This window comes from Nocardia yunnanensis (assembly GCF_003626895.1).
GTDB classification, from domain to species: domain Bacteria; phylum Actinomycetota; class Actinomycetes; order Mycobacteriales; family Mycobacteriaceae; genus Nocardia; species Nocardia yunnanensis.
In genome coordinates this window covers 4,873,702-4,889,988 of sequence record NZ_CP032568.1, presented here as the reverse complement: position 1 = coordinate 4,889,988, position 16,287 = coordinate 4,873,702, and the positions used below count along the sequence as shown (strand labels likewise).

The following is a 16,287-nucleotide window of genomic DNA, read 5'->3' as shown; positions in this document are numbered from 1 at the left end:
TTCCCGGATGCCACTCGTCGAGGTCACCTATCGTCCGGAGCTACCCGATACCGTGCTGCGCGAGCTCGGGGAATGGTTGCCGCATCTGGTGTCCACGGCGGTCGAATGCCCCGAGGAACCCTATGACGGTGATCTGCAACCCGGTGATGTGGAGATCCGTTTCCGGCCGCTGGGGCCGTTCGATCGCAGCGGCATGGATGTGGTGATCGAGGTGCGCTCGAAGTACTTCGCCAGCCGGGCGGCCAATCGGCAGGAGCGCTGCGCCCGCCTGCTCGCGGACGTCGAGAAGTTCGTGGACGCGAATATCGGTGTGTACCTGACGCTTCCGGTCGCGGCCTGGGAGCAGAGCGAATAACCGCCGGATCCTCGGCCATCACCGTTTCAATCAATGATTGAAATGCTGTTTGAAACATGTTTCACTCGTGGGCATGGTCGAGAAGGTGGCGGCGGGCACGCGGGAGAAACTGCTCGCGGCGGCGGAACAGCTGCTGCTGACCGAGCCGTACGACGAGGTGTCGGTGCGGGCCGTCTGCGCGGCGGCGGGCGCCAATCCGGCCGCGGTGCACTATCACTTCGGTTCCAAGGAGGCCCTGGTCGGCGCGCTCATCGAAGCGCGGCTGGGGCCGCTGTGGGCGGACGGCATGGCCCGCGCCAAGGGCGGCCGGGATTCGGTGCCCGAGGTGGTCGACACCATTCTCGCGCCGTTCGTGGCGCTGGCCTCGGATCCCCTGGGCCGCTTGCATCTTCGGCTGCTGGCGCGCTTCGTGCTGGGCCGCCACCTCACCTCCTGGCAGGGGCCGTGGTTCCGGATGGACAACTGGGCCCCGCTGCTGCCCGAACTGGGACCGGCCGCCGCGAAACGCCGCTGGATGCTGGCCTTCGACCTGATCATCATGCGGTTCGGCAGTCCCGAGCTCGACGAGCACGGCATGTCCGGACCGGCGCTGGCGGCCCTGCGCGAATTCGTGGTGGCCGGACTCACCGCACCGGGAGAACACCGATGAACGACATCTTCGCACCGGCCGCACTCGGCCCGATCACCCTGCGCAACCGGGTGATCAAGGCCGCCACCTTCGAGGGCCGCACCCCGCAGGCGCTGGTCACCCCCGAACTGATCGACTTCCACCGCGAGGTCGCCGCCGGCGGCGTCGGCATGACCACCGTCGCCTACTGCGCGGTCGCGCCGGGCGGGCGCACCGACCGGCATCAGATCTGGATGCAGCCGGAAGCCGTTGCGGGACTGCGGGATCTGACCGATGCCGTGCACGCCGAGGGCGCGGCGGCGAGCGCGCAGCTCGGACACGCCGGGCCGGTCGCCAACGCGGCATCCAATCGCGCGCCCGCGCTCGCGCCGAGCGCGCTGTTCAGCCCGCTGAGCATGCAGGCGATGAAGGTGCCCTCCGACACCGAGATCCGGGAACTCATCGCGGCGCACGCGAAGGCGGCGCTGCTGGCCGAGCAAGCCGGATTCGACGCGGTCGAAATCCATTTCGGGCACAACTATCTGGTGAGTTCGTTCCTGAGCCCGTTGCTCAATCGGCGGCGCGACCGGTGGGGCGGCTCACTGGCCAATCGGGCGCGGCTGGCGCGCGAAATCGCCCGCGCCGTAAGGGAAGCCGTGGGCGGGCGGCTGGCGGTGACCGCCAAACTCAATATGGAGGACGGTCGCCGCGGCGGTCTCACCGTCCCGGAGAGCGTGCAGGTCGCCGCCTGGCTGGAAGCCGATGGCACCCTGGACGCCCTCGAATTGACCGCGGGCAGTTCCCTGCTCAACCCGATGCTGCTGTTTCACGGTGCGGCGCCGCGCAAGGAGTTCGCCCAGGTGCTGCCCGGGCCCGCGCGCCTGGGCTTCCGGGCCGTCGGCCGCGCCTTCCTGAAGGAGTATCCCTATCAGGAGGCGTTCCTGCTCGAGCGCGCCCGCCACTTCCGCCGTGAACTGTCGATGCCGCTGATCCTGCTCGGCGGCATCACCAACCTCGACACCATGAACCTGGCACGCGCCGAAGGCTTCGACTTCGTCGCCATGGGGCGCGCGCTGCTGCGCGAGCCGAACCTGTTGCGCCGCATCCAATCCGACGCGAGCACCCGTTCGGCGTGCGTGCACTGCAACAAGTGCATGCCCACCATCTACACCACCACGCGCTGTGTCTTCCGGCCGGATTCGACCCCGGTCGACTTCGACGGCGTGCGACGCACCTGAGCCACAACAACATTGAGGAGCAACCAGTGAGCGGACGACTCGACGGCCGGGTGGCCCTGATCAGCGGCGCGGCCTCGGGAATGGGGGCCTCGCATGCGAGAGCCTTTGTCGCGGAGGGCGCTTCGGTGCTGATCGGGGATGTCGCGGACGACGCCGGAGCCAAGCTGGCCGCCGAACTCGGAGACGCGGCGGCGTTCGTCCACCTCGACGTGACCAGCGCGGCGGACTGGAGCACCGCCGTCGACACCGCGGTCGCACGTTTCGGCAAGCTGAACGTGCTGGTCAACAATGCGGGAGTGCTCGACTTCGGGCCGCTGGGAACGTATTCCGAGCAACAGTGGCAGCGCACGCTCGCCATCAACCTGACCGGGCCGTTCCTGGGTTTGAGCGCGGCCCGCGACGCGCTGGTGGCGGCGCGGCCGGCATCGGTGGTCAACATCTCCTCCGCCGCCGGCATCCAGGGCGTGCCCGGCGCGCACGCCTACACGGCGTCGAAATTCGGGGTGCGCGGGCTCACCAAATCCGCCGCCATCGAACTGGCCCCGCACGGGGTGCGGGTGAATTCCGTGCACCCGGGCGGGATTCTGACGCCCATGATCGGCGTGCCCGAGGGCACAGCCGCCGACCGCGACGCCAACCCGCTGGCCCGGCTCGGCGCACCCGAGGAGGTCACCGCCCTGGTCGTGTTCCTGGCCAGTCACGAATCCAGCTACTGCAACGCGGCCGAATTCGTGGTCGACGGCGGCATGACGGCGGGCCGCCCGGTCTGAGACCTACTGCTTGTAGGTGGCCAGGAACCGGCCGATGCGCTCGATGATCGCCTCCAGTTCGTCGGCGTGCGGGAGCGTCACGATGCGGAAGTGGTCGGGGCGCGGCCAATTGAAGCCGGTGCCCTGGACGATGTGGATCTTCTCGCGCAGCAGCAGATCCAGCACGAACTGCTCGTCGTCGTGAATCTTGTACATGTTCAGATCGATGCGCGGGAACACGTAGAGCGAACCCTTCGGCTTCACGCACGAGACGCCCGGGATGGCGTTGAGCGTCTCCCACGCCCGGTCGCGCTGCTCACGCAGGCGGCCGCCGGGCAGGGTGAGATCGTAGATGCTCTGATGCCCGCCGAGCGCGGCCTGAATCGCCTGCTGCGCGGGCACATTCGCACACAGGCGCAGGCCGGCGAGCATGGTCAGGCCCTCCAGGTAGTTCTCGGCGTGCTCGACCGGGCCCGAGACGACCAGCCAGCCGCCGCGGAAGCCGGCCGCCCGATACGACTTGGACAGCCCGGAGAAGGTGAGGCACAACAGATCCGGGGCCAGCGCCGCGGTCGCGGTGTGGGACAGGCCGTCGTAGAGGATCTTGTCGTAGATCTCGTCGGAGAACACCACCAGGTTGTGGCGGCGCGCCAGCTCCAGCATCTCGCGCACGACCTCGGGTGAATACACCGCGCCCGTCGGGTTGTTCGGGTTGATGATCACCAGCGCGCGGGTGCGGTCGGTGATCTTGGCTTCGATATCGGCGAGATCGGGCATCCAGTCCGCGCCCTCGTCGCACAGGTAGTGCACGGGGCGGCCGCCGTTGAGGGCGGTCGCCGCGGTCCAGAGCGGGAAATCCGGTGCGGGAACGAGGACTTCGTCGCCGTTCTCCAGCAGCGCGGTCATGGCCATCATGATCAACTCGGAGACGCCGTTGCCCAGGAAGACCTGTTCGACGTCGACCTCGCCGAGGCCGAGGGTCTGGTAGTACTGCACCACCGCGCGCCGCGCCGACAGCAGGCCCTTCGAGCTGGAGTAGCCGCTGGAGGCGGGCAGGTTGCGGACCATGTCCTGCAACAGTTCCGCGGGCGCCTCGAAACCGAAGGGCAGCGGGTTGCCGGTATTGAGCTTCACCACGTGATGCCCCTCCGCCTCCAGCCGGGCGGCATGCTCGGCGACGGGCCCGCGAATCTCGTAGGACACGCCCGCCAGCTTGCTCGACTGCTTCACCTGCATGAACGACCCCTTCTCGGTGTGGTTGCCGCACACTCTACTTGGAAATTCCAAGTTTGCACTTTGTTTTTCCAAGTTCTTGGTTACAGTGGGATCGTGCCACGCCGAAGCTACGACCACTACTGCACCGTGAGCCGCGCCCTCGACATCGTCGGCGACCGGTGGAACCTGTTGGTGGTCCGCGAATTGTGTTCGGGCCCGCGCCGATACAGCGACCTGTTCGCCGACCTGCCCGGCATCAGCACCGATGTGCTGGCGGCGCGCCTCAAGGATCTCGAACGTGACGGGATTCTCACCAAGCGCCGGGTCGGGCCGCGCGCGGGCACCGCGCTCTACGAGCTCACCGAGGCGGGGACGGCGCTGCGGCCGGTGCTGGATTCGCTGTCCGTGTGGGGCAGTGCGCAACTCGGGGAACGCCGGGCCACCGATGCGGTGCGCGCCCACTGGTTCGCGCTGCCACTCGGGCACGCCGTCGCCGGGCTGCTTCCGCTCGGCACGGCCACCGTCCACATCGGCGACACCGTATTCCATTACGAGATCACCGAATCCGGCATCACCCATCACGACGGGCCCGCCGAGCACGCCGATCTCGAACTGCGCCTGGATCTCACCGAGGCCACCGAGATCGCGACGGGCACGCGCGCGCTCACCGCCGCGCTCGAGGATCCGGTCGGCTGAACCCGATGCACGCTCGGCGGGGATGCGCGAGCGCGGCACGGGCGCGGGGTGGCCGCGCGTCGGTAGCATCGGCTGGGTTGTGCCCATCCGATCGAGGAGGAACCGTGACCAGCGAGAACGCCATCGGCACGATCACGATGATCGGATCCGGTAGTGCCGGCGCCACTCCCGACCTCATGCGGGTATCGCTGTCGATCGAGACCCGCGGCGACACCGTGGCGACCGCCTACGCGCGCGCCGGGGAACGCGCCGACGCGGTCGTGAACTCGCTGCGCGCGGACGGCGTGCACGGGCGCGACATCAACACCAGCGGGCTGACCGTGCGCGCGGACACCGTCTGGACCGACGGCAACCGCGAACAACTGGTCGGCTACATCGCGGGCACCGCACTGACCATCACCCTGCGCGATATCGCCGATCCGGGCGGCAAGGCCAAATCCCCAGCCGACGGCGGTCCCGCCGCCATCATCGCGCACGCCGTCGCGGCCGGCGGAGATGACGTGCGCCTCGGCGGCCTCACCCTGACCGTCGCCGACGAGGAATCACTCCTGGCCCGCGCCCGCGACGCCGCATGGGACCACGCCCTGGCCAAAGCCGAACAATACGTCTCCCGCGCCGACCGCACTCTGGGCCCCGTCATCGAGATCACCGAAAACATCTCCGGCCCCACCCCCCAACCCCGCCTCGCCTTCGCCGCCTCGAAGATGTCGGCCGAAGCCGCACCGATGCCCGTCGAACTGGGCGAAAGCGAACTCTCCACCACCATCCGCGTCACCTGGCAACTGACCTGAGCCCACCACCGAATCCGATCGACTCCGGGTGCCGGAAAAGCCGTCTCAGAGCTCGACTTTCGCCAGCAGGCCGGCGGCGTGGGTTGCAGTGAGCTGGATGCGGAAGCGGGTGGCGTCGGCGCGGGTGCGGTGCGGGTGGGGGTCTTCGACCAGCATGTCGCGCAGGTCGTGCAGGAGGCGGGTGCCCGCGGGGATGGTGAGGCGTCCGGTGTCGACCAGGTGGCGGACGTTGCGGGCCTCGTCGAGGTCGCCGGTGCCCGCGGCGTAGGCGGTCACCTGACGCAGCGCCGAGCGCAGGCGCTTCTCACAGGCCGCGAACCGTTGGCGCTCATAGTGTTTCACCGCCTGACGCATATGGTCGAGGGCGGTCTGCTGCCCGCGCACCTCCAGTTCGGTGCACAGCAGCGCCACCCGCTCGGCCAGCCGCAGCGGCAGCCACGGCAGCGGTTTCAACCGGCAGCGCACCTCGCCCTCCGCCCCGCCGCCGCGATCGATCTTCATGCGGTACCCGTCCACCAGCAACGCCGCCCGCAACCGCGGCAACCACGGCGGAAGCTGCTTGCGCGCCAACGATTCCCCCCGCAGAAACCGCCGCACCGTCACCTCGACCAGATCCAGCAGCGCCCGATCCGCCTCCGCGCTCCCGCCCAGCGCCGCCAACCGCGCCCCGTAGACGGGCGTCACCAACCGCCCCCAATAACTGTCCGCATTGACCCACAAGTGCCCGTTCCGATACTCCGGCCGCTTGAGATCCACCTCCAGCAGCAGCGCCTCGAGCGAATGAAACCGCGACTGATCCCCATAGATCAGCTCGACCACCGACGCCACAGTCGGATCCGACAACGTAGTCACGACCCCCCATCTTGGCGCATCGCCAATCCCCCCGCCCCCCAACCCAACCGCCGACCATGATCAGGGAGCTCTCAGTGCGGGGAATCGGGCGAAATTCCGCGGTGAGAGCTCCTTGATCTTGATGTCAACGCTGGAGGAGGGTGATGCACTCGATGTGGTGGGTGGCGGGGAAGGCGTCGAAGACGCGCAGGGCGGCGGGGTGGTAGCCGGCGGCGCGGTAGAGGCCGAGGTCTCGGGCGAAAGCGGCGGGGTCGCAACCGATGTGGATGATGCGGTTCGGGGAGCGCTCGGCTAGGGCGTTGACGACGTCCTTGCCGGCTCCGGCGCGGGGTGGGTCGAGGACCACCACATCCGGTGCGGTGCTGGGCTGTTCGTGGATCCAGCGCTCGACGCGCTCGGCGGTCAGAGCCACCTGCGGCAGGTCACGCAGGGCGGCACGTCCTTCGGTGACGGCGCTGCGCGCGAACTCCACGCCGTGCACCGTGCCCGTGTCGCCGACCTGCTCCGCCAGCCGGGCAGCGAAAACGCCCACCCCGCAGTACAGGTCCCACACCAGTGACCCGGGCGCGGCCGCCGACCATTCCGCGACGACATCCGAATAACACTGCGCCGCACCATAATGCGGCTGCCAGAATCCGGTGGCCGACAACTCCCACCGTCGGCCCGCTACATATTGCACAGCCCGTCCGCTGCCCTCGACCACCCGCTCGTCTCTCGGCCCGTGCGCTGCCGCGCGGCGAGCGGCCGCGCTTCGCCGGTCGCCACCACGCCCGGAAGCGCCTGCGCCCCAGACTCTTTCCCGCCGATCACCGCCCCGCCGACCGTGGGCCCGGCGATCGCCGGACTCCGCCTCGGCGGGAGCGACCTCCACGATGTGCCGCATCCCGTCGCCGTCCACGGCCACGACCAGATCCGCGCCGGGCGTCCACTTCCGCTCCGCGAGGCCGTCCACGGCCCCCGCCATCGGCTGCGGACACCGCAGATCCGCGATCACCTCGGTACTCCGATACCGGTGCACCCCGGCCCGCCCGTCCGCGTCGACTACCAGCCGCACCCGGCTTCGCCATCCGCCCTCAGACAGATCCAGCGACGATGCTCCCCCAGCCGGTACAGCGGCACCGCTGGGGGCAGGCCTGCCTTGGCCGGCGATCAGTGTGCCAGCGAGATGGGTTGCGACGCCGCCGATTCGACCCGGCGGCGCGGCGGGGGTCTCGTCCTTGACGCCCAGTCGCACCGGACCGCCCGGACGCGAGAAAGCATGGACGTCCTGGCTCGCCACGCCGCTCGGCAGTCCGAGCGGCACGGGAATGGATTCGACGACGAAGTCGGGTTCCCAATCGGCCAGGCGGCGCAACTGATCGGCGACCACCTGATGCTTCAGGTCGCGCTGGGCGGCAGGGGTGGCGAAGGTGAAGTCGCAGCAGCCTGCCCCGCCCGGACCGGAGACCGGGCAGCGGGCGGGGACGCGGTCGGGGGACGGCTCCAGAATGTCGATGGCGTCGGCGCGGCAGAAGGAGCCGCCGCGGTCCTCGGTGACCAGGGCGCGGACCAGTTCGCCGGGAAGCGCGTGGCGCACGAACAGGACTCGACCCTCGTGGCGGGCTACACAGAAACCACCGTGGCCGGGCGGGCCGACACGGACCTCGAAAACCTGGCCGTGCCAGGTGGATCCGGCGCTCACGCCTCGTCCCCGAAACCGCGGCGGACGTAACCGGGCGCGTTGACCACGTGGCCGGGGGCCGCCTTGGCCGCCGAGGAGGACAGCTGCCAGGGCACGCTGGTCACCATGACGCCCGGCTCGAACAGCAACCGGCCCTTGAGCCGCAGCGCACTCTGGTTGTGCAGCAACTGTTCCCACCAGTGGCCGACCACGTATTCGGGGATGAAAACGGTGACCACGTCCCGGGGCGAGTCCTTGCGCACCCGCTTCACGTAATCGACCACCGGCTTGGTGATCTCGCGGTACGGGGATTCGATCACCTTGAGCGGCACCGCGATATCGCTGGCCTCCCACTGCCGCACCAGCGCACGAGTGTCGGGTTCGTCCACGTTCACGGTGATCGCCTCGAGGGTGTCGGGGCGGGTGGCGCGGGCGTAGGCGATGGCGCGTTTGGTCGGCAGGTGCAACTTGGACACCAGCACGATGGAATGGGTGCGGCTGGGCAGCACGCCGTCCCATTCGGTTTCGTCGAGTTCGCGCGACACCGTGTCGTAGTGGCGGCGAATGAGTTTCATCAACCCGAAGATGGCCGCCATGGTGACGATCGCGATCCACGCGCCCGCCAGGAACTTGGTGACCAGCACGATGCACAGCACGGTCGCGGTCATGGTCAGGCCGATGGCGTTGATCACCCGCGAGCGTTTCATGCGCATGCGCTGCGCCGGATCGGTCTCGGTGCGCAGCAGTCGCGTCCAATGCCGCAGCATGCCGGTCTGACTCAGCACGAACGACACGAACACGCCTACGATGTAGAGCTGGATCAGGCGCGTCACCTCCGCGCCGAACAGCACCACGAACGCGATCGCCGCACCCGCCAGGAACAGGATGCCGTTGCTGAACGCCAGCCGGTCACCGCGGGTGTGCAGCTGCCGCGGCAGGAAACGGTCCTGCGCCAGAATCGAACCCAGCACCGGGAATCCGTTGAACGCGGTATTGGCCGCGAGCACCAGGATCAGCGCGGTGACGATGGTGATGAAGTAGAAGCCCGGCTGGAATCCGGAGAACACCGCGCCCGCCAGCTGCGCGACGAGGGTCTTCTGCTCGTATCCGGCGGGCGCGCCGATCAGGTCGTCGGTGTTGTGCGCGTAGACGATGCCCACCTTCTGGGTGAGCACGATCATGCCCATGAACAGCGTCACCGCGATGCAGCCCAGCAGCAGCAGGGTGGTCGCGGCGTTGCGGGACTTGGGTTTGCGGAACGCGGGCACGCCATTGCTGATGGCCTCCACCCCCGTCAGCGCGGCACAGCCGGAGGAGAACGCGCGCGCGACCAGGAACACGAACGCCAGCCCCGCCAGATGCGATTCCTCGGCCTTGAGCCCGAACCCGTAGGACTCGGCGTGCACGGTCTGCCCCAGCACCCCGATGCGGGTGAAGCCCCAGATCAGCATGATGAACATGCCGATCATGAACGCGTAGGTGGGAATCGCGAAGGCGGTACCGGATTCGCGCACGCCGCGCAGATTGATCGCGGTGAGAATCACAATCGCGCAGACGGCGAACAGCACCTTGTGGGTTGCGACGAACGGCACGGCCGAACCGATATTCGACGCCGCCGAGGAGATCGACACCGCCACGGTGAGCACGTAATCCACCAGCAGCGCACTGCCGACGGTCAATCCCGCGGTGGGACCGAGGTTCTTGGTGGCGACCTCGTAATCGCCGCCGCCGGACGGGTAGGCGTGCACGTTCTGCCGGTAGCTGGCCACCACCACCGCCATCACCAGCGCGACCGCCAGGCCGACCCAGGGCGCGTAGGCGTAGGCGGACAGCCCCGCCACCGACAGCACCAGGAAGATCTCCTCGGGCGCGTAAGCCACCGATGACAAGGCGTCCGAGGCGAAAACCGGGAGCGCGATCCGCTTGGGCAGCAGCGTATGCCCGAGTGAATCGCTGCGGAAAGGGCGGCCGACCAGCATGCGCTTGGCGGCCGTCGTCAACTTCGACACTCCAGGCAGCATAAGGCAGTGCGCGGGTCCCGGTGTTCACGGCGCGACGCGCGGGCCCCGGCGGTCGTAGGGTGACCAGCGAGGACCGCGAGCTTTTCCCGATTCCGGTTTGAACAACTTCGGGAGGGGGAAAGTGCTCGCGGTGAAACTCGAGCGGTACGGTTGCGACCCGAGCAAACAACCAGACCGCACACCACGGTTTTCGGGAATGGGGTTCGTACGGTGTACGTCGTGATCATGGGTTGTGGGCGGGTCGGATCCTCGCTCGCCCGCGCCCTCGTCCGCATCGGCCACGAGGTCGCGGTGATCGATCAGAACTCGAGCGCCTTCCTTCGACTGGGCCGCGACTTCCCGGGACTGTGCATCACCGGCGTCGGCTTCGACCGAGATGTGTTGACCCGGGCCGGAATCGAACGCGCCGGCGCGTTCGCCGCGGTGTCGTCGGGTGACAATTCCAACATCATCTCCGCGCGCGTCGCCCGCGAGACCTTCGGGGTCGAACGCGTCGTCGCGCGCATCTACGACGCCAAACGCGCCGCCGTCTACGAACGCCTGGGCATCCCCACCATCGCCACCGTGCCGTGGACCACCGACCGCTTCCTGCGCACCCTGGTCGCCGACCAGTCCACCACCACCTGGCGCGACCCCACCGGGACCGTCGCCGTCACCGAACTGGTCCTGCACGAGGAGTGGTACGGGCGGACCGTGCACTCGCTCGAGGACGCCATCGGCGCGCGCGTGGCGTTCATCATCCGGTTCGGACAGGGCGTGCTGCCCAACGGCAAATCGATGCTGCAGGCCGACGATCTGGTCTACATCGCCGCCACCTCCGGCACCGTCGGCGAAGCGGTCGCCCTGGCCGGCAACGCACCCGCGAGCGAGGACTGAGCAATGAAGGTAGCCATCGCCGGCGCGGGAGCCGTCGGACGCTCCATCGCGCAGGAACTGCTGCGCGGCGGCCATCAGGTCATGCTGCTGGAACGCCGCCTCGACCACATCGACCCGACCGTGGCGCCCACCGCGGTGTGGACGCACGCCGACGCCTGCGAGCTCGAGACGCTCGAGGAGGCCGGGCTGGAAACCCACGACGTGGTCATCGCCGCCACCGGCGACGACAAGGTGAACCTGGTGTTCAGCCTGCTGGCCAAGACCGAGTTCGGGGTGGGCCGGGTGGTGGCGCGGGTCAACGATCCGCGCAACGAGTGGCTGTTCGACTCGTCGTGGGGGGTGGACGTGGCGGTGTCGACGCCGCGGCTGCTGGCCTCACTGGTCGAGGAGGCGGTGTCGGTGGGCGATCTGGTGCGGTTGATGACGCTGCGCCAGGGGCAGGCCAATCTGGTCGAGATCACGCTGCCGACCGATACGCCGTTGGCGGGCAGGGCCGTTCGCACCCTCACCCTGCCGCGCGACGCGGCGCTGGTGACGATCCTGCGCGGCGGGCGGGTCATCGTGCCGCAGGCCGACGATCCGCTCGAAGGCGAGGACGAGCTGCTGTTCGTGGCCTCCGTCGAGGCCGAGGACGATCTACGCAAGGCGCTCGGCGTCAACGGGTTCGGCAGCGAAACCGCCGACACCACAGAACAAGACTGATCACGGCGGCAGACCCCCTGCACACGACAATGGGCCGGGCGCACTCCCCAGTGCCCGGCCCATTCGCTTCGTCATTCCGGCGTGTTCGCTTCGTCATTCCGGCGTGCTTTTGGCCGGAATCCACCCCACCGTGCGGACTCGGCCTGTGTGGATCCCGGCCAGAAACACGCCGGGATGACAGGAAAGTCGTCAGGACGCCGCCCGCAACTCGGCGCGCAGCCGGTTGAGCGCGCGGTGCTGCATGACCCGCACCACGCCCGGGCTGGTGCCGATGGCCTCCGCGGTCTGCGCCGCCGTCCACCCCAGCACGATCCGCATCACCAGCACCTCGCGATGCGTGGTGGACAGCACCTGCATGAGATCGCGTGCCGCACGCCGGGTTTCCATCGCCAGCGCCCGCTCCTCGGGGCCCGCCTCGTTGTTCGGGGCGTCCGGGAACTCCGCCACCGGATAGGCGGGGTGCAGCTGCGCCCGCCGGAAGGCGTCGGCGACCTTGTTGGCCGAGATGCCGTAGACGAACGCCAGGAACGACTTGCCCTGATCCCGGTAGCGCGGGATCGCCTGCACGGTCGCCAGGCAGATCTCCTGCGCCACATCGTCGGCGGTCACGTGCAGGTGACTCGCCCCGCTCATGCGGGCCGCGCAATAGCGGCGCACCAGCGGATAGACGATCTTGAGGATTTCCGAGACCGCCGCCCGGTCACCGGCCGCGGCCGGACCGATCAGCTTCTCCAATTCCGCGGCCGCACGCCGAGACTCCGACGTCGCCGCACTCGTGCTCTTGACTCCCCGCCCCGCCGGGTGCCGGCGCGAGGCTGCCGTCTGCACCGCGGTCCCGAGCCCCTCGCCCCGATCCTGCGCTGCCACTGCCTTGCCGTCGGTAACCAACTCCGTGATCCTTTCTCCGTAGCTTCTGAGAAAGATCGTGCTCGCAGAGCAGGCTCCGAAATAGGCACCCCAGGGGTGGGCGGGACACCCCCTTCCGGCCCCCGAACGCCCCGAAGGTGTTGCGCCCTGGGGTTTTATGGCGATAAAGGGCCCTCCGAAGGGTGGGGGTGACAGCAGACCCCGGGTCTTACACGGCGGACTCGGTGGATTTCGCGGCGTCGGTCGACTTCACCGGCAGATGCCCGGCCTTGCGCACGGCCCAGAACGTGACCAGCGCGGCCACGGCGGTCAGCGGCCAGCCCATACCGATGCGGGCGGCGGCCAGCAGGCCGGTGCTGTTGGAGTCGTAGAGATGGTTCTGCACCAGGTAGCGGGCCACGAACACCAGCGCCCACACCGCGGTCGCGATGTCGTAGAGGCGCAGGGCGCGCTTGTCGGAACGCCAGCCGGTGCCGTGCCCGTTGAGCGCACCCCAGATGACGCCCGCCAACGGCCAGCGCACCACCAGCGACAGCAGGAACGCGCCGCCGTAGACCAGGCTGGCGTAGATGCCGAACAGGAAGAAGCCCTTGGCCTCACCCATCCGGTAGGCGATGAACGCGCACACGCCGACACCCAGGAAACCGGAGATCGCGGGCTGGATCGGACCGCGACGCACCAAGCGCCACACCAGGATCGCCGCGGCGACACCCAGCGACGCCCAGATCGCCGTGGTCAGGTTGCGCAGCGAGTTGACCGGCACGAACACCAGCACCGGAAGCGAGGAGTAGATCAGGCCGCTGAGGCCGCCCATCTGTTCCAGCAGCGTGGGCTCGGGCTCCGGCGGATCGTCCGGCTCGCCGGACTGGGTGAGCTCCCGCTCCTTCGCGGCCAGCTCGGCGCCCACCAGCGCCTGCATGTCCTCCCCCAGCAACCCGTTCTCCAGGCGCAGCGGCGGCTCGTCGGCAGATCCCGCCGCACCCCGTCCGGCCGTCGAATCGATCTGGACCGTGGGCGGATCGAACGCGGCTGCCGCGCCGAAAGCCTCACGCCGATCGGGGTTCTCGTCGCTGTTGCTGATGGGGTTCGGCATAAGTGTCAGGAATTCCCGCGCAGTTCGTAGTAGGGGTTGTAGATGACCTTGCCGCCGTCGCGCACGCCGACGCGGCCGCGCACCAGGATACGACGCCCCGGCTCGATTCCCGGAATGCGACGCCGCCCGATGAACACCAGCGCGATCGAATCCGTGCCGTCGAAGAACTCCGCCTCCACCTCCGCGCCCGCGGACTTGGGACAGGCCTCGACACTGCGCAACCGGCCCAGAATGGTGACTTCCTCACCGCGCCGGCACTCCGATGCCCGGCACGCACCCGACGCCTCCGACGTCTCGGCGAGCTCCTCGGCATCCAAACGATCCAGGTCCTCCGTCAACCGACGGCTCAACCGCCGGAAATAACCTGACGGGGCATCCTTCCCACCCGCGGATGGCATCTCGCACGCTCTCCTGTAGAGCCTCACGGCGTGGGTCTCACGTCGTTCGTTCTTCCCACGATGCCCGGTGGTTTGCCACCCGGCCGCCCGTGGCCGTACAAGGGCCACTGTAGATGCACCGACCTTCACCCGCCATGTGTGCCCGTCACCAGCGATACCCACTCGGCCGGGGTGCCCAAACCCCGCCCCGGTCCAGCGGTCGCGCGCTGCGGGTGCGACCGGACACGTCCGGGCTTCAGCACCGGCATCACGATGACAGCGATCACCCGGCCGCCAGCTGGCACACCCCTGGCTACCTCGATTCGAGTCTGCGGTGGCACGCGCCACGCCCGTCTCCAAGGGTCGTGCGAGTCACGGCTAGGCTCGGCCGATGCCCGATCTACCACGTCCGACGGCGGCCCCGCCCGCTGCGGCGGCGGCCCCGCCCAGCTCACCGGCCGCGGCGGCGAGTTCCACAGTGCCACCGGCGAGTTCGGCGGCCACGAGCCAAAGCGCGGCGGCCCGGTCGCATGGTCCGGCGGTGGCGGTCGCGCTGCCTGGGACCGGCTCGGACGCTAACTTCGCTCGGCGTGCCTTCGGATCCGCCTGTGCGGCAGTCGATCTGCCGTTTCTTGCCGTCGAACCGGATCCGCGCCGGGTGATCGGCAGCTATCGGGCCGCGCTCGATGACGCGGCGCGTTCGGGGCCGATTCTGATCGCCGGTATCTCGCTGGGCGCGGCCGTGGCCGTGGATTGGGCCGCCCAACACCCGGACTCGGTGTACGGGGTGATCGCCGCACTGCCCGCGTGGACCGGTGCCGACACGACCGGATGCCCGGCCGCTCTCAGCGCCGCCTTCACCGCCGGGCGGCTCCGCGCGGACGGCCTCGAAGCCGTCCTGACCGAGATGCGAGCCTCCAGCCCCGCCTGGCTCGCCGAAGCCCTCACGCACTCCTGGACCTCCCAGTGGCCCGAGCTGCCCTCCGCCCTGGAAGAGGCCGCGGCCTACGCCTGGCCTGAACCCGAACTACTCTCCCGCGTCACCGCCCCCGTCGAAATCATCGGCGCCACAGACGATCCCGTCCACCCGTACGCGGTCGCCGAACGCTGGACCGCCCTCCTCCCCCACGCCACCCTGCACTCGATCACCCTCGACGAACTCGGCGCAGACCCCGCCATCCTCGGTACCCGAGGCATCACCGCCCTCCTCCCCCGCCGCACCCCCACCCCCTGACCAACGGGGGCCGCCTCAGCCCCTGGTCGCGGACGGCGAACGGGGCATCGCCGTGCGGCGGTGCCCCGTTCGTGTTGTGTCGCAGCCGAATCCGGCCTCGGCTCAGTTGAGGCCGAGTTGCTGCATGGCGGAGCCTTCGGCGCCGCGGCGGGGTTCGGTGGGCTGCTGCTCGGGCTGGAAGGCCGGACCGCCCTGCATGGCGGCCATCTGGGCCTGCACGGCCTGCTGCTGGGCAGCGAGCTGCTGCTGGTGGGCCGCGGCTAGCTGGTCGGCGAGCTCCTGGGGTAGGACCACCGGGAGGGGTTCGCGCACGGGTAGCGGCTCGTCGCCGCGGCGCACCACCGTCTCGCCGAGGACCGCGCGGGCCGCGGAGACCAGCGGCGAGTTGTCGTCGGCCGCGCCGGACGGGCCGGCCGCGACAAGGCGCACCATCCAGCGGTAGCCGTCCACGCCGATGAAGCGCAGATCCGCGCCCTGGGTGACGGCGTGCAGTTCACGACCCCACGGGCCCTGCACGACCGACACCTGCGCGCCGTCCTTGCGCAGCGTCTCGGCGAGATCGGCCGCCACCGAACGCCATTGGCCCGCCGTCTTGGGCGCGGCGTAGGCGGCCACGGTGATGCGCCCGTGCTGGGTGGCCAGGTGCACCGCCTGCGGGGTGCCGTCGGGGGTCATCTCGACCTGCAACTGCCCGCCCGGCGGCACCGGGACGATGACCGAGCCCAGGTCCAGCCGCTGTTCGGCGATGGCCTCGAGCCGGTCGGCCACGTCGTCGTAGTCGAACGGACCGGTCTCGCCGCTGCGCTCGGGAATCGGCGAGCCGACCGCCGGCTCGTCGTATTCGTCCGTGTCATAGTCGGATTCGTCGTATTCGTCGTACTCGGTGTACTCGTCGTCGTACCGCGAGTCGTCGACGCTGTCGCCGCCCTTGTTCTTCTTACGTCCGAAAACCAT

General features: G+C 69.3%; 17 protein-coding genes. 9 read left to right on the top strand and 8 right to left on the bottom strand.

What is annotated here, in order from left to right; translation table 11 throughout:
• The first annotated feature begins 7 nt into the window (after positions 1-7).
• The 4 genes from D7D52_RS22950 (at position 8) to D7D52_RS22935 (ending at position 2,970) form a co-directional block, all read left to right on the top strand.
• The gene (locus D7D52_RS22950) at positions 8-355 is read left to right on the top strand and encodes a hypothetical protein (RefSeq protein WP_120739515.1); all 348 of its coding nucleotides are present in this window, start codon (positions 8-10) and stop codon (positions 353-355) included.
• Positions 356-428: 73 nt separating this feature from the next.
• Positions 429-1,004: a TetR family transcriptional regulator gene (locus D7D52_RS22945; RefSeq protein WP_120744383.1), complete on the top strand. Its 576-nt coding sequence runs from the start codon at positions 429-431 to the stop codon at positions 1,002-1,004.
• A complete protein-coding gene (locus D7D52_RS22940) occupies positions 1,001-2,200 on the top strand; it encodes an NADH:flavin oxidoreductase (protein ID WP_120739513.1) in 1,200 nt (399 codons plus the stop codon). Before D7D52_RS22945 ends, D7D52_RS22940 begins: the two co-directional genes overlap by 4 nt.
• A gap of 26 nt (positions 2,201-2,226) precedes the next feature.
• Positions 2,227-2,970 (top strand): SDR family oxidoreductase, encoded by a 744-nt coding sequence (locus tag D7D52_RS22935; protein ID WP_120739511.1) that lies wholly within the window; start codon positions 2,227-2,229, stop codon positions 2,968-2,970.
• Positions 2,971-2,973: 3 nt separating this feature from the next.
• On the opposite strand, the gene D7D52_RS22930 is transcribed toward D7D52_RS22935, so the two are convergent.
• Positions 2,974-4,185, bottom strand: a complete 1,212-nt coding sequence (locus D7D52_RS22930; protein ID WP_120744382.1) for a pyridoxal phosphate-dependent aminotransferase — start codon at positions 4,183-4,185, stop codon at positions 2,974-2,976.
• A gap of 93 nt (positions 4,186-4,278) precedes the next feature.
• Here D7D52_RS22930 and D7D52_RS22925 point away from each other — a divergent pair, with 93 nt between their 5' ends.
• Complete coding sequence (locus tag D7D52_RS22925; RefSeq protein ID WP_187703025.1) at positions 4,279-4,860, top strand: winged helix-turn-helix transcriptional regulator; 582 nt, start codon at positions 4,279-4,281, stop codon at positions 4,858-4,860.
• A gap of 104 nt (positions 4,861-4,964) precedes the next feature.
• Positions 4,965-5,651 carry an SIMPL domain-containing protein gene (locus tag D7D52_RS22920; RefSeq protein ID WP_246023235.1) on the top strand — a complete coding sequence of 229 codons (687 nt, stop codon included), beginning with the start codon at positions 4,965-4,967 and terminating at the stop codon, positions 5,649-5,651.
• A gap of 45 nt (positions 5,652-5,696) precedes the next feature.
• Here the strand turns inward: D7D52_RS22920 and D7D52_RS22915 are convergent, their stop codons facing one another.
• From D7D52_RS22915 to D7D52_RS22905, 3 genes are all read right to left on the bottom strand, one after another.
• On the bottom strand, positions 5,697-6,503 hold the full coding sequence (locus D7D52_RS22915; protein ID WP_162958486.1) for a hypothetical protein: 807 nt from the start codon (positions 6,501-6,503) through the stop codon (positions 5,697-5,699).
• Positions 6,504-6,627: 124 nt separating this feature from the next.
• The gene (locus D7D52_RS22910) at positions 6,628-8,184 is read right to left on the bottom strand and encodes a class I SAM-dependent RNA methyltransferase (RefSeq protein WP_120739505.1); all 1,557 of its coding nucleotides are present in this window, start codon (positions 8,182-8,184) and stop codon (positions 6,628-6,630) included.
• Complete coding sequence (locus D7D52_RS22905) at positions 8,181-10,172, bottom strand: APC family permease (protein WP_120739503.1); 1,992 nt, start codon at positions 10,170-10,172, stop codon at positions 8,181-8,183. The genes D7D52_RS22910 and D7D52_RS22905 overlap by 4 nt, the downstream gene beginning before the upstream one ends.
• A gap of 222 nt (positions 10,173-10,394) precedes the next feature.
• Between D7D52_RS22905 and D7D52_RS22900 the strand changes: the two genes are divergently transcribed.
• Positions 10,395-11,060, top strand: coding sequence for a potassium channel family protein (locus D7D52_RS22900; RefSeq protein WP_120739501.1), 666 nt, complete (start codon positions 10,395-10,397; stop codon positions 11,058-11,060).
• Positions 11,061-11,063: 3 nt separating this feature from the next.
• Positions 11,064-11,762 (top strand): potassium channel family protein, encoded by a 699-nt coding sequence (locus D7D52_RS22895; protein WP_120739498.1) that lies wholly within the window; start codon positions 11,064-11,066, stop codon positions 11,760-11,762.
• Positions 11,763-11,951: 189 nt separating this feature from the next.
• Here the strand turns inward: D7D52_RS22895 and D7D52_RS22890 are convergent, their stop codons facing one another.
• The 3 genes from D7D52_RS22890 to D7D52_RS22880 all read right to left on the bottom strand — a co-directional run bounded on the left by D7D52_RS22890 (position 11,952) and on the right by D7D52_RS22880 (position 14,120).
• A complete protein-coding gene (locus tag D7D52_RS22890) occupies positions 11,952-12,590 on the bottom strand; it encodes a sigma-70 family RNA polymerase sigma factor (RefSeq protein WP_120744380.1) in 639 nt (212 codons plus the stop codon).
• A 247-nt stretch (positions 12,591-12,837) separates the two neighbouring features.
• Positions 12,838-13,443, bottom strand: a complete 606-nt coding sequence (locus tag D7D52_RS22885; protein ID WP_120744379.1) for a DUF3159 domain-containing protein — start codon at positions 13,441-13,443, stop codon at positions 12,838-12,840.
• A gap of 284 nt (positions 13,444-13,727) precedes the next feature.
• Entirely contained in the window at positions 13,728-14,120 is a 393-nt protein-coding gene (locus D7D52_RS22880; protein WP_120739496.1) for an OB-fold nucleic acid binding domain-containing protein, read from the bottom strand.
• Between the two features lie 520 nt (positions 14,121-14,640).
• Here D7D52_RS22880 and D7D52_RS22875 point away from each other — a divergent pair.
• Entirely contained in the window at positions 14,641-15,333 is a 693-nt protein-coding gene (locus D7D52_RS22875) for an alpha/beta fold hydrolase (protein ID WP_246023234.1), read from the top strand.
• A 102-nt stretch (positions 15,334-15,435) separates the two neighbouring features.
• Here D7D52_RS22875 and D7D52_RS22870 read toward each other — a convergent pair whose 3' ends face one another.
• Positions 15,436-16,287 carry a DUF3710 domain-containing protein gene (locus tag D7D52_RS22870; RefSeq protein ID WP_120739492.1) on the bottom strand — a complete coding sequence of 284 codons (852 nt, stop codon included), beginning with the start codon at positions 16,285-16,287 and terminating at the stop codon, positions 15,436-15,438.

Bases quoted from the DNA above. Each gene is read 5' to 3' on its own strand.
- D7D52_RS22940 (WP_120739513.1), top strand. From the start codon at position 1,001: ATGAACGACATCTTCGCACCGGCCGCACTCGGCCCGATCACCCTGCGC.
- D7D52_RS22950 (WP_120739515.1), top strand. From the start codon at position 8: ATGCCACTCGTCGAGGTCACCTATCGTCCGGAGCTACCCGATACCGTG.
- D7D52_RS22870 (WP_120739492.1), bottom strand. From the start codon at position 16,287: ATGGTTTTCGGACGTAAGAAGAACAAGGGCGGCGACAGCGTCGACGAC.
- D7D52_RS22885 (WP_120744379.1), bottom strand. From the start codon at position 13,443: ATGGGCGGCCTCAGCGGCCTGATCTACTCCTCGCTTCCGGTGCTGGTG.
- D7D52_RS22945 (WP_120744383.1), top strand. From the start codon at position 429: ATGGTCGAGAAGGTGGCGGCGGGCACGCGGGAGAAACTGCTCGCGGCG.
- D7D52_RS22895 (WP_120739498.1), top strand. From the start codon at position 11,064: ATGAAGGTAGCCATCGCCGGCGCGGGAGCCGTCGGACGCTCCATCGCG.
- D7D52_RS22930 (WP_120744382.1), bottom strand. From the start codon at position 4,185: ATGCAGGTGAAGCAGTCGAGCAAGCTGGCGGGCGTGTCCTACGAGATT.
- D7D52_RS22880 (WP_120739496.1), bottom strand. From the start codon at position 14,120: ATGCCATCCGCGGGTGGGAAGGATGCCCCGTCAGGTTATTTCCGGCGG.